The organism is Bdellovibrio sp. ZFWA1, from assembly GCF_056175665.1.
In genome coordinates this window covers 1,840,362-1,852,476 of sequence record NZ_JBJKJH010000001.1, presented here as the reverse complement: position 1 = coordinate 1,852,476, position 12,115 = coordinate 1,840,362, and the positions used below count along the sequence as shown (strand labels likewise).

12 protein-coding genes are annotated in these 12,115 nt (G+C 43.1%); all 12 read right to left on the bottom strand.

Annotation, left to right across the window (positions count from 1 at the left end; genetic code table 11):
* Positions 1–11 precede the first annotated feature (11 nt).
* The 12 genes from AC04MN_RS09055 to AC04MN_RS09000 all read right to left on the bottom strand — a co-directional run bounded on the left by AC04MN_RS09055 (position 12) and on the right by AC04MN_RS09000 (position 12,077).
* Positions 12–575 (bottom strand): pilus assembly protein PilP, encoded by a 564-nt coding sequence (locus AC04MN_RS09055; RefSeq protein WP_475382871.1) that lies wholly within the window; start codon positions 573–575, stop codon positions 12–14.
* Positions 576–592: 17 nt separating this feature from the next.
* Positions 593–1,165 carry a type IV pilus inner membrane component PilO gene (locus AC04MN_RS09050; RefSeq protein ID WP_475382870.1) on the bottom strand — a complete coding sequence of 191 codons (573 nt, stop codon included), beginning with the start codon at positions 1,163–1,165 and terminating at the stop codon, positions 593–595.
* Between the two features lies 1 nt (position 1,166).
* The gene (locus tag AC04MN_RS09045) at positions 1,167–1,787 is read right to left on the bottom strand and encodes a PilN domain-containing protein (RefSeq protein WP_475382869.1); all 621 of its coding nucleotides are present in this window, start codon (positions 1,785–1,787) and stop codon (positions 1,167–1,169) included.
* A complete protein-coding gene (pilM, locus tag AC04MN_RS09040; RefSeq protein ID WP_475382868.1) occupies positions 1,784–2,869 on the bottom strand; it encodes a type IV pilus assembly protein PilM in 1,086 nt (361 codons plus the stop codon). The genes AC04MN_RS09045 and pilM overlap by 4 nt, the downstream gene beginning before the upstream one ends.
* Before the next feature lie 86 nt (positions 2,870–2,955).
* The gene (locus AC04MN_RS09035) at positions 2,956–3,759 is read right to left on the bottom strand and encodes a prepilin peptidase (RefSeq protein ID WP_475382867.1); all 804 of its coding nucleotides are present in this window, start codon (positions 3,757–3,759) and stop codon (positions 2,956–2,958) included.
* Positions 3,752–4,513: an ABC transporter permease gene (locus AC04MN_RS09030; RefSeq protein ID WP_475382866.1), complete on the bottom strand. Its 762-nt coding sequence runs from the start codon at positions 4,511–4,513 to the stop codon at positions 3,752–3,754. Before AC04MN_RS09030 ends, AC04MN_RS09035 begins: the two co-directional genes overlap by 8 nt.
* Positions 4,510–5,253 (bottom strand): ABC transporter ATP-binding protein, encoded by a 744-nt coding sequence (locus tag AC04MN_RS09025; protein ID WP_475382865.1) that lies wholly within the window; start codon positions 5,251–5,253, stop codon positions 4,510–4,512. The genes AC04MN_RS09030 and AC04MN_RS09025 overlap by 4 nt, the downstream gene beginning before the upstream one ends.
* Positions 5,254–5,309: 56 nt before the next feature.
* Positions 5,310–6,191 (bottom strand): phosphate/phosphite/phosphonate ABC transporter substrate-binding protein, encoded by an 882-nt coding sequence (locus AC04MN_RS09020; RefSeq protein ID WP_475382864.1) that lies wholly within the window; start codon positions 6,189–6,191, stop codon positions 5,310–5,312.
* On the bottom strand, positions 6,188–9,382 hold the full coding sequence (gene carB, locus AC04MN_RS09015; RefSeq protein ID WP_475382863.1) for a carbamoyl-phosphate synthase large subunit: 3,195 nt from the start codon (positions 9,380–9,382) through the stop codon (positions 6,188–6,190). Before carB ends, AC04MN_RS09020 begins: the two co-directional genes overlap by 4 nt.
* A 13-nt stretch (positions 9,383–9,395) precedes the next feature.
* The gene (locus AC04MN_RS09010) at positions 9,396–10,061 is read right to left on the bottom strand and encodes a DUF7986 domain-containing protein (protein ID WP_475382862.1); all 666 of its coding nucleotides are present in this window, start codon (positions 10,059–10,061) and stop codon (positions 9,396–9,398) included.
* A gap of 13 nt (positions 10,062–10,074) precedes the next feature.
* A complete protein-coding gene (gene carA, locus AC04MN_RS09005) occupies positions 10,075–11,145 on the bottom strand; it encodes a glutamine-hydrolyzing carbamoyl-phosphate synthase small subunit (RefSeq protein ID WP_475382861.1) in 1,071 nt (356 codons plus the stop codon).
* Positions 11,142–12,077, bottom strand: coding sequence for an aspartate carbamoyltransferase catalytic subunit (locus tag AC04MN_RS09000; RefSeq protein WP_475382969.1), 936 nt, complete (start codon positions 12,075–12,077; stop codon positions 11,142–11,144). Before AC04MN_RS09000 ends, carA begins: the two co-directional genes overlap by 4 nt.
* Between the last annotated feature and the right edge of the window lie 38 nt (positions 12,078–12,115).

Genomic DNA, 12,115 nt, shown 5'->3' with positions numbered 1-12,115 from the left:
ACCCTCCTGGCTCACTTCAATCCAAGCGTTCTAATTTCATACTTAGGAACCCCGTCATTGAAGATCTTTTCTTGAATGACAATTTCCCCTTCACGAATTGCAACGACTCGTCCAAAATTTTTTCCAACTTTAGTATTTTTAACAATAGTATGTGTCGAGCCCTCAGGCGTTCGTAAGATCGCTCGGGGACTTTGCACTTCCCATAAAATCGCCACAACCTGAAGCTTTTCCAGATCATAACGTTCTAAAGGCTCTAAATCTTTATCTTGAACAGCACGATCTTTAGCGGCATCAAAAGTCGCTCGAATATTTCGATAGGGCTTAAATGGATCCCGCTTACCTGAAGGATCATAAATAAAGCCATCGTCCCCAGCGGAAACAGCCGCCTTCGCAGAAATTGGCGATGACGCTTCAACACCAGCCGTTGCACCATCCGGAACTTCCTGCTGCATCACCGCGGGAACATCTGCTTTTACATCATCAGGAATAACTTCCGCATGAACTGGCGTGACAAAATGAAGACTTAAAGCGAAGGCTCCCCAGAGCGCAATGCTTACAAAAAACAAAGATGTCATTATCCACCTTAAATTCTTCACTTTTTCTTTTCCTCTAGCATGCGATAACCCGCAATTGTTCCTTCAAATCGTAGCTTTTTAGCACCTTTATCTTCGCCGACATCAATCTTAAAAGACTTCACTCGAGTCACTCGATCTAATTTTGAAATTTTAAAAATAAAAGTCCCTAGCTCTGAGTAACTACCATCCAGAGTGATTTCGATTGGAACCTCTTCGACAATGTCTAACTTTGATGAGTCTCCGGGCTTTTTACTTTTAATTTTAACACCAGTCTCAATAGCTACCTGATCAATTGTCTTTGAAAGCTCGATTGTCGGCAATTCACTGGGAAGCTTTTGACTTAACTCGATAAGCTTACTTCCTAAATCGCGCAGTTGGCTTTCAAGGCGCTTTTTTTCTTCCAAAGTCTTTTTATAGTCCGCATTTTTTGTACGCTCTTGTTCAAGAGTCTGCTGTGCTTGCTGAATCTGCCCCTGGATGGCTGATCCATCGTCATACATCATAAAGTAATACAAGCCGCCCAAAACAAGACCCGCGCCCAAAATATTTTGCAGAGGAATAATGGCTAATTTTTCCAGTAATTCATTCATCCTAGCCTCCCTCTTTCGTCTTTGGTTGCTCGGTTAAACATTTGATTTCAAAACTTTTAACCGTATTGTCTTCAATCTTTTCTTCTGCAGAACTCACTAAATTAACCGAAAAGAAATGAACAGATTTACTTAATGATTCCACAAACGCCGAGATATCAGCATCACTTAGAGCATATCCCTTGATTGAAAATGTGCCGTCTTTATAATCCAATTCACGGAACCAGACTGTCTCTGGGATCACATTTTGGAATAAATCAAGAACTCGGATTTCTTTGCCTTTTTCGCTGTTAATTCTGCGAACCAACTCCACTCGTTTTTCAACGACGGCCTGGCTTTCTTGGATCTTCTTAATTTGCTCGACAGTCTCTTGATTCTGACCATTTTCAGTCGCCAACGTACTTGTCTCGTTATTTATATTCGCCAACTGCGAATATAAATCTGGCAATGACTGCTGCTCGTAGAAATACAAGGCCGCTGGAAACATCACCAAAATCACGATTCTTTTTAGGGCTTCTTTTCGATTTTCTTCCGGGGAAAGAATCAGAACATTATCGACACTCCCAAGACTTCCTAGCCCAGCACTCGATAAGGCATTGCCCTGTAACAGATTGACTCGAATCATGAATCACCTGCCTTACGTAAAGCCAAGCCCAAGGCAATTGGTGAAAACGAAGTCACTTGCTCCATATATTGGAGATCGATTTTTTTAGGATTCCCTTTGATTTTCATCCAAGGAGACAGCGGTTCACATGCAATACCTGTTGTTCTGACAATGGTATCGACCAATCCAGGAGTGAAGGAAGCCCCACCAGAATAATAAAATCGATTGATCGAGACTCCGTTTGTCGTTGCTCCCAAGAAATCAATTGCGTTACGAATCTCTTCAGCAACGGCTTCATTAGTTTGACTTAAAACACTGTGAACATCATCCGGAACTTCTCGCCCGGCACTTGCGCTCATTTTTAGTGCCTCGGCTTCAGGAACTGTAACTCCAAGTGCTTTATGAATTTCGTTGGTGAAGTTAGCTCCACCAACTAAAATGTCCCTACAAAAAACAACGTCACCATTTTGAATTACTACAAAGTTAGTGATCGTAGAGCCAAAGTTAATTAGACCAACGGTCTCGGGTAAACGTCCGTAGTTAAATTCAAAAGTATTTGCAAGAGCAAACCCACTGACATCTAAGACAGAGCACTTCATTCCCGCAACCTCTACAGCTTGAGAATATTGCACCACGAGTTCATTTTGGGCTGCGATCAATAGAACATCCATCGACTCGGGGGAGGCATTGGTTTGTAGCTCGTGATACGCTAACGAAACATTTGAAAGATCAAAAGGAATATACTGCTCGGCCTCAAAGCGAATTTGGTCTTTGATGAGCTTTTTATCCATGCGAGGCATTGTTACTTTTTTAACAATGACCGCAGTCCCCCACATTCCTGTAGAGACATTTTTCGTCTTTGTTTTTGCCTCTTGAACGACTGATTGGATTGCCATGGCAACCGATGCGATATCATGAATTTCTCCACCGGTCACAGAGCCTGCGGGGGTTGGAACCATCGCAAATGACTCTAACGTCGCTCCATTTCTGGAGACGCTGAGCTCTGCGAGCTTGATAGATGTTGTACCAATATCAAGTCCAATGACTTTATTCGATTTAAAGAACATCCTGTTGCCACTTCCTGGTTGCCGTCCTGGGTCCATTCTCGACCCTTGTCGTTAGACGCAGGTCCTAATAAATTATCGAACCCACTGACTAGAATGTCAAAGGCGTGCCAAACAGGTCTGGTCTAGTTAAGGCCAGGAAGAAATAATGAAAAATACCAATCGGCAATTGTCTGCCCGCCGAAAATATAAAGAACTGCACCTAAGGCTAGCCAAGGACCAAAAGGAATCGCCGTCGATAGACCTTCTTTAGACCTTGCAGCTGCAACTAAACCTACAACACTACCAATAATTGCCGATGACATGATCACAAAAGGAATCGCCTTCCATCCAATCACTGCACCAATCCAAGCCAGCAGTTTGATATCTCCGCCGCCCATTCCCTCTTTGCCAGTCAAAAGGAAGTAGATCCAGGCTAAAGCCCACAAAAATCCCCCCCCGAACAACACACCATAGAAGGCTTCTAAAAAGCTGCGATCGGGATTAAAAGCTGCGCCGACCAAGCCAATCACAATTCCCGAAAGTGTAAACTCATCCGGTAAAATCATGTGATCGAAATCGATAAAAGTACAAACGACCAATCCAAAGCTAAATAAAAGATATTCCAACAAGGTCCAGCTAAAGCCGGCATAATGATAACTTAAAGCGAACAAGATCCCCATAATAGTTTCCACTAATGGGTAACGAGGACTGATTCCGACTTTACATTGTCTGCATTTACCTCGGAGGAGGACCCAAGATACAACTGGAATATTATCGAACCAACGGATAGGCTGACCACACTGAGGACATGCACTACCCGGAAAAACGACACTTTTTTCTGCTGGAAGCCGCAAAATAACAACATTACCAAAGCTGCCTAGTAACAAACCAAAAATAAAAAAGACTGTATAAAACCAAGCGTCTCCCGCTAAAAGTAAATCAGACAAGATCTTTTCTCCTAAATGAAATCGTCGCTATCCAGAAAGTCATAGCTGCCCAGACAAGACATTGCGCTAACGCCCAAACGCCCACCTCCACTGGTATACCCTCGCTGACGGCATACCAGGATTTAACATTCATTTTATAAAAATGAGGCACAACCCAGTGAAGAGCATCAACAGCCAACATGAACGAAACTTGGCCACTTTTAATCGCGAAGAACTTTAAATCTCCAAGCCAATGCCCCAACAACAACACGACTGCAGCCATTCCCGCTGCGAGCGATGGCCTTACCGCCTGGGCACACATGAACACGAATCCTAGAATTGCCACCGTCTGAGCCCACAAAACAAAGCCCACGGCTTGCACTTTTAAAAATTCGATAGAAGACCCTTTCAATAGAAAGTAAACCACCGAAGAAAGCCCCAGCGTGATCACTAAGTTATAAAGAGTTACCCCCAAAAATCGCGCCAGCAAAAAACTTGATCGGGAAACTGGGCGGGCCAACATCAATAAAAGAGTCTGCTTTTCCATCTCTTTTTGCATTCCAAATGCACCAGAAAAAATAGTGATAAACTGGATAATAAGAAACACCGCTAAAAATCCAAAATCGGCGATAATTTTGTTTGCTTCAGCAAAAGTCATTTCCCCTAAAATTAATGACATTCCAACCATCAAAAACGCCACCATTAGGCCCACCAAGTAAACCCGCTCATGCAAAAGCTCTTTTAAAACATTTTTTACCAATGCTAATAGTCTCATGGAATTAAATGTCCTTTGCGGTACGCCTCGAATGCAGCCTCAAGTCCCGTATTACCCATTTTAAAATTACTCAAGGTTCCAGAATAGGCAATCTGTCCCTTCTCGATAACAACCAAATCACTACAGAGCTCGTCCATATCCTGAAGCAAATGAGAACTAAAGAAAATCGTTGCTCCCCTCGATTGCTCTTCTCGTAAAATTTCTTTGACCAAAAAGCGACCGTCGGGATCAAGGCCTGACATGGGTTCGTCAAAAATAATAAAATCTGGTTTGGTCAAAATAGCTTGAGCAATACCAATTCGCTGCAACATTCCCTTTGAATAAGTACGAAGCTTTTTATCTTTGGCATGAGTCAAATTAACCCTCTCAAGAGCCTCGGACATTGCTGTATTAAACTCTGTCGGCAATGAACTTTTTCCCCACAGGTCCCAGTGTAATTTTAAAAATTCAGCTCCAGTTAAAAATTCATACAAATAAGGTCTTTCAGGAAGGTATCCGATCCGTTGACGACTTTGCTGATCTAAAGGCTTTCCATAAAAAAGAATCTGTCCCTGATCGGGAAATATAAATTGCATAATACACTTCAAAGAAGTTGTTTTACCCGAACCGTTGACCCCAACGAATCCTGTAGTGGTTCCTTCTTTTACTTTAAAGCTGATATCTTTTAAAACGTGGGCATCTTTTTTAAAAAGGCCCCCTTTAAATGATTTACTTAGATGTTCTACTTCCAGTGCAAACATGAAGCAATGCTAGCATGAACCGTGCGAAGTTCAAGCCACATCAGACATTAATCATTTTAATATTTAACCCCATCGAGACCGGGCAATTGAATGATCGTTCGGACTCCATCGTAGTGACGACTCGTAGCCGGAACAAGAGCTCGAGCCCCTAAAACCTCTCCCCATTTGTTGGTTTTAACATTCTCCTCGGCCATTTCAACCAACGCAAACATCACATCATGAGTGGTTCGCGCATATTTATCATAAAAATCATTTCGGACACACAATGGATCATTCGGGATGGCCTCGCTAGTCCACAACACCAAATAATCTTTTCCATTTTTTCCATAGTGATGAACCGCTGAGACTTTTGATTTTGCATCATCCGCAAACACCGCAATAGCATCGACCTTATCTTGATCTAACAACTCGACCGCGGCCTTATGCGAACCTGCAAACTGAATACTTGCAAAATCACTTGCTTTAAAACCCAACTTTGCTAATTCCCGAGATGGATACAGAAAGCCTGAAGTCGAATACTGGTCAACAAATGCAATTCTAGCATTTTTTAACTGAGACATTTTTTTAAACTTAGATGTTTTTTTAACAATAACAGATGAAAAATAGACGTCGGTATCCCACACTTTTTTCAACAAAACCTTAACCCGCTTCTCTCGTTCTAGATCAACAAACACAAAGGGCGTAAAAAAAGCAAAATCTACCTTTTTATCTCGAAACGCTTTAGTCAAGGCACCATAGTCTTTAGCCACGTAGATCGATACTGGCACCTGAAGTTTAGCTTGCAGCTCTTTAGCAAAATCCAAACTTTCAGTCGTCAGCTTTTGAGGGTTGCCCGCTGGAAAAAATCCAAAGACTATTTCCGTCGGCGCATCAGCGGCCCATGCCATCGAAATTGAACTCAACAAAAACAAACTGCAAACTAGCGATCGAAGTTTCAAAATGCCTCCATGGACGCAAGAGCAGATACCTCTGAGCCTCCTCGAATAGCTTTCTTTAAAGCTAATACGAAAGCCTCGGCAGCATCACTTTCCGTCATACATGGAATACTATAATCAGTGCAGGCTCTTCGAATATCAAAACTTGCTTCGATAGACCTGCGTCCAGTTGTTGTGTTAATAACGAATGCCACAGCACCCGATCGAATTCTATCTACGCAATGCGGTCGCCCCTCATCCACTTTTTTTAGTGGTAAACAATCAATATTTCTTTCGTTAAAGTACTGCGCCGTTCCCGACGTCCCAGAAATACGATAACCTAAATTTACCAGTTCCTGAATCAAAGGCAAAAGTGGCTCTTTGTCTTTATCCCTTAAAGATAAAAACACCTCTCCACTAGTAGGAAGCTTTGTATTGGAAGACAAGATTGCCTTCATCAGAGCCTCGGAGTAGTCCCTGCCTCGCCCCATACTTTCACCGGTGGACTTCATTTCCGGACCCAAGATAGAGTCCGCCTCTGGAAATTTTTTAAACGGGAATACAACACCTTTAACCGCTACTGATTTTATATTCCTCCAATTCAAATGACTTAATTGAAGCTCCGTTGATTTTTTACCCAACATTGCCGCAACACCAAGATCAATTAAAGGAATGCCCGTTGCCTTAACAATGAAGGGTACCGACCGTGAACTGCGTGGATTGGCTTCTAGAACATAAATAATGTCATTTTTAATAGCGAGCTGAAGATTCAAATGCCCAATAACTCCTAATCGCTCGGCCAAACGGCACGAATCTTTTTCGATTTTCTTTAACGTTTCAGGCTTCAGACGCTGAGGCGGCAATACTCCCATTGAATCACCCGAGTGCACGCCCGCTGCCTCAATATGTTCGACAACACCACCAACAACAACCCAATCAGCTCCCCGAACTAGGTCTACATCAACCTCTAAAGCTCCGGCCAAAAACTGATCCATCAAACAAGGACGCTCTTTAGTGATAAATTCCTTATGCCGTTCAAAGTACGAGACAAGTTCTTCGCGACTTTCAATCACTTCCATTCGACGCCCACCCAAAACATAACTTGGACGGCAAATCATTGGATAACCCACTTGAGGCTCTAATAGTTTAGCTTGCTCTAAATCACAGGCCATCCCTGAATTCGGAATTTCAAGTTCAAGTTCTTTACATATTCGAGCGAAAAGCCCTCTATCCTCTGCCAAATCTATTGTTTGTAAAGAAGATCCCAACAAGTGATAGCCGCGCTCGACCAGCGAGTGCGCCAAGTTGATCGGTGTTTGTCCACCTAACTGAGCAACAAATCCGAGGGGCTTCATATGCGCCAATATAGCTTCGACACTTTCTAGCGTTAATGGCTCGAAGAACAAAACATCCGATGTATCATAGTCCGTCGAGACTGTCTCGGGGTTCGAATTGACCATAATCACTTTCTTACCCGAGGCCCGAAAGGCTTTAACTCCCCTGACACAAGAATAGTCAAATTCGATTCCCTGTCCAATTCGATTAGGTCCACTACCGATAATCAACACAGCCTCAGGCAAAGGCCGCGCCTCATTATTTTCGCTCCAGTAAGTAGAGTAAAAATAAGGAGTAGAACTTGCGAACTCGCCAGCACAAGTATCGACCTGGAAGTAGGCGGGATGCAAATTGAAGGTCCTGCGCAGCTGCCTTATTTCTGATTCAGACTTCACAGTCAATTTGGCAATTCTTGCATCGGTCATTCCGGCTCTTTTTGCTATTAACAGAAGGTCCTTAGACAGACTCGCCGCCGAAGACTTCAGAGCTTTTTCAATTTCAATGACTGCGTGAATTTGCTCTAAAAAATAAGGATGAATTCTAGTAAGATCAACAATATCTTCTACCGATTTCCCTTCCCGGAACGCTTGGAAAATGTGCCAAATTCTTTGACTATTTGGATAAGAAACTTTTTCAGTTTTATATTCCACATCGGGAATAGCTTCTGAACTCATTTCAAGACTGGCTAAAGCCTTCATGAAAGATTCTTGAAGAGTGCGCCCAATTCCCATCACTTCACCGACCGATTTCATTTGAGTGGTCAGTGAATCTTTGGCCCCAGCAAATTTTTCGAACGCAAAACGCGGAATCTTAGTAACAACGTAGTCCAATGCAGGTTCGTAACAAGAGGGTGTCACTTTCGTGATATCGTTTGTTATCTCGTTCAAACGATATCCAACAGCAAGAAGTGCCGCGATCTTCGCAATGGGGAACCCGGTCGCTTTAGACGCCAAAGCAGAAGAACGACTGACTCGAGGATTCATTTCGATAACAACACGCTCCCCAGTCTGAGGGTGAACTGCGAACTGAATATTCGCGCCGCCCGTTTGAATTCCAACCCCTTCGATAATCTTCATGGCCTCGTCACGCATATCTTGATACTGACGATCTGAAAGGGTTTGCTGAGGAGCCACTGTGATACTGTCACCCGTGTGAACACCGCATGGATCAAAATTTTCAATAGTACAGACCACAACAAAACTTCCGGCAACGTCCCTCATCACCTCAAGTTCAAACTCTTTCCAACCAAGAATACTTTCCTCGACCAGAACTTCTGATGTGGGGCTCTCGTGCAAAGCACCGATTAACATCGCCTTATACTCATCCGGAGAGTATGCAATACCGCCCCCGCCACCCCCCAGGGTGTAGTTAGGACGTAAAATAAGCGGATAGCCGAGTTCGTCGGCAACATTCAAGCCCTGCTCGTAAGTGCGAACAAGATGGGACTTCGGATACTTAGCTCCAATGCGATCCAAGAGACCGCGAAAAAGTTCTCGATCCTCGCCAGCCTTAATCACTTCAGGAGTTGCCCCCAAAAGTTGAACTCCATGTTTTTGCAGAACTCCTTGAGCATGAAGATCCAAGGCTAAATTCAACGCCGTCTGTCCACCAAGAGTGGGGATCACAGCATCTGGCTTTTCTTTTTCAATGATTTTTTCTAAAAAAGGAGCCTTTAAAGGCTCCACATAGATTCTTGTCGCAATTTCAGGATCCGTCATTATCGTGGCGGGGTTCGAATTCACCAAAATAACTTCTAGTCCCTCGGCCATCAGAGCCTTACAGGCCTGAGTGCCAGAATAATCAAACTCACACGCTTGGCCTATTTGAATGGGTCCAGATCCAATGATCAGAACTTTTTTAAGGTCATGGCGTCGAGGCATTGAAAACTCCTTTTTATAAACCCAGTTTACCCTCGTTGGAATAAATCATTTCGGGCTTCACATGGCGATACTGTTCAAATTTATATCTCATTTTAACAAGTCGAAGCATCAATTGATCGACATTTAAATCTGGATCTTTGCGATGCTTTTTCACTTCACTCAAAATAAATTTCTTAGCCGATTCCGGGTGAAAACAAAATCCACGCGCAAAAACCCAGCTTCCCTCATGAGGAATCAATCGAGCTTCAAAAATCTCGTCGGGGTCAAATCCATAAACCCAAGGACTTTGTTTTACGACGATCTTTTTATCTGCCAATAAATCTCGTAAATAAACGTCACTGCCTTTTAGCTTGATAAACTCAAACAACGAGTGACGATGTTCTTTTAGAACTTCCAACAATTTCAATTCAGAATCATCAAATCGCAATTCGCGCTCGAGTGTACATGCTTCAAGAGGCGTTTTTACGTGGCCCGCTAATTCGCGAGTGAAAAAATACCAATCGTAAAATTGAGACATCCGAGATTCAAAATGTTCTGAGTTTTCATCTAAAGTCCCAGAGTTTTCAAAAAACTCTTTCTTCGCGATTAAAAGCTCGTCTTGATAAACACCTTTTACAAAGTGATTCAAAATTTTATCTATTAATATCTCGTATGCGTTTTTTTCAATGCCTGCTGCCATATATCTTCTCTGTTTAGGGAATCATTTTTTCAGTAAAAAACCTGAATAGGTCCTGCGCCTCGCGAGGCCCTGGACATGCTTCAGGGTGATATTGTATCCCTAAACAGTTTAAATTTTCACTATAAATTCCTGCCACAGTTTGATCATTCAAGTTGCGATGGGTCACACGCACCCCTTCGGGCAACGTGGCCTCATCAACTGCATAACCATGGTTTTGGCTAGTCACATAGACTTTATTCAAAATTCGGTCCTCAATGGGATGATTACTGCCCCGATGACCAAAAGGCATTTTGTATGTTTTTGCACCCAAGGCCAGAGATAGAATCTGATGACCCATACAGATTCCAAATATCGGCATTTTCCCTAAAAGCTGCTGTACCGTCTGCGTCGCAACCTGAACATCAGAAGGATCCCCTGGACCGTTTGTCAACATCAGCCCTTGCACTCCCGCAGAGCGAATCGCCTCGGCCGAGGATCGACTTGGAAAAACCACCAGCTCTCTGGTTAGACTTGCAAGCTCTCGCAAAATATTTTGTTTTGAACCGAAATCCAAGACCGCGATTTTAGGTCCTAAAGCATAGTTACCCGGAATCACGTAAGACTCTTTACAAGAGGCTCGGTAAACCCAATCTTTATCTAAATTTCTTTTAGAGCTAATTAAAACAGCTGCTTTATCGCGAGCTTCACCTTCGGAGCTCGCCTTTACCAAAGCCCCCCAGGGAGTTCCGCCGCTTCGTAGGCGCAAAGTCAATGTACGAGTATCAATCTGACTGACAACTGGTATCTCACTTTCGGCTAAAGAAGCCACCCAGCTTCGGTCACGAGCGCTTTCTTGAATTTGCAAAGAAATAAAGCCCTCGATCCAATAACGACCACTTTCAACGTCTTCCGGATGAAGACCATAATTTCCCTGCATGGGCGCCGTCATAACTACAATTTGATTTTGATACGAGGGATCTGTCGCAATTTCTTGATAACCTGAGTGCGAAGTGTTGAATACAACTTCACCTGCACGGTCCGAACCCCCGTGCCACTTTCCAGGAAAACACTCACCACTTTCAAGAATCAAAAAAGCTCGGCTCATACATTTTCCTCTTTTAAAGATTCATAATTTTGAGACATCCAAAGCAGGGCCTGACGGACATAAACACCTGATTGCACTTGATCCAAAATGACTGATTTAGAATGATGTACAACTTCGGTTGCCATCTCGACTCCGTGATTTATTGGCCCCGGATGCATCACCGCACGTATGTGACTATTTTTATCCACATGATCCGAGGTCAACTGATATAGAAAAAAATCTTCGGTTGCATCGGTTGCTCCTTTTGAATGTCGCTCGTTTTGCACCCGCAAACACATCACAACATCACACCAGCCAAGAGCCATTTGAAGATCTGAAAATATCTGAACACCGCACTCTTGAGCCGTCGCCTCAGAAAATAAAAAACTGGACGGACCACAAATAGCGACCTGATAACCTAAGATTCGAGCCAATTCAAAATGAGAAGCTGCAACTCGACTATGTTTAATGTCTCCGACAATTAAAAGCTTCAAGCCTTGAACTGAAACCAATTTAGATTCAAGAGTGAAAATATCCAACAAAGCCTGCGTCGGATGCCCGAAGGGCCCCCAACCCGCATTCAATATTGGAATATCTATTTTTAGTTGAAGATCTTTTAAGTTTAGCTGAGACCCAGTTCTAATAACTATTACTGCTGGCTCCATTGCCGCAACGTTGAAAACCGTATCCTCGAGACTCTCGCCTTTTTCCAGGCTACTGGCCTGACTTCCACTTAAAATCAACGGATGGAGTCCCAACCGAACTGCCGCAGTTTCAAAACTCATACGAGTTCTAGTGCTGGCCTCAAAAAACAAAAGGGCCGCCGTGCGACCCTTAAATAATAGACTGTCATTTTGATTTTTAAACTTTTGCGCCAAAGAAAAAATAGACCGGATATCCTTTACGGATGCGCTTTTTAAATCGATAAGAGAAAATTTATTTCTAGTTAACACTAGAATCAAAGTCTAAGAATGGATTTGAAAACTGTCAA

Bases quoted from the DNA above. Each gene is read 5' to 3' on its own strand.
- AC04MN_RS09055 (WP_475382871.1), bottom strand. From the start codon at position 575: ATGACATCTTTGTTTTTTGTAAGCATTGCGCTCTGGGGAGCCTTCGCT.
- carA (WP_475382861.1), bottom strand. From the start codon at position 11,145: ATGAGCCGAGCTTTTTTGATTCTTGAAAGTGGTGAGTGTTTTCCTGGA.
- AC04MN_RS09045 (WP_475382869.1), bottom strand. From the start codon at position 1,787: ATGATTCGAGTCAATCTGTTACAGGGCAATGCCTTATCGAGTGCTGGG.
- AC04MN_RS09010 (WP_475382862.1), bottom strand. From the start codon at position 10,061: ATGGCAGCAGGCATTGAAAAAAACGCATACGAGATATTAATAGATAAA.
- carB (WP_475382863.1), bottom strand. From the start codon at position 9,382: ATGCCTCGACGCCATGACCTTAAAAAAGTTCTGATCATTGGATCTGGA.
- pilM (WP_475382868.1), bottom strand. From the start codon at position 2,869: ATGGACCCAGGACGGCAACCAGGAAGTGGCAACAGGATGTTCTTTAAA.
- AC04MN_RS09025 (WP_475382865.1), bottom strand. From the start codon at position 5,253: ATGTTTGCACTGGAAGTAGAACATCTAAGTAAATCATTTAAAGGGGGC.
- AC04MN_RS09030 (WP_475382866.1), bottom strand. From the start codon at position 4,513: ATGAGACTATTAGCATTGGTAAAAAATGTTTTAAAAGAGCTTTTGCAT.
- AC04MN_RS09050 (WP_475382870.1), bottom strand. From the start codon at position 1,165: ATGAATGAATTACTGGAAAAATTAGCCATTATTCCTCTGCAAAATATT.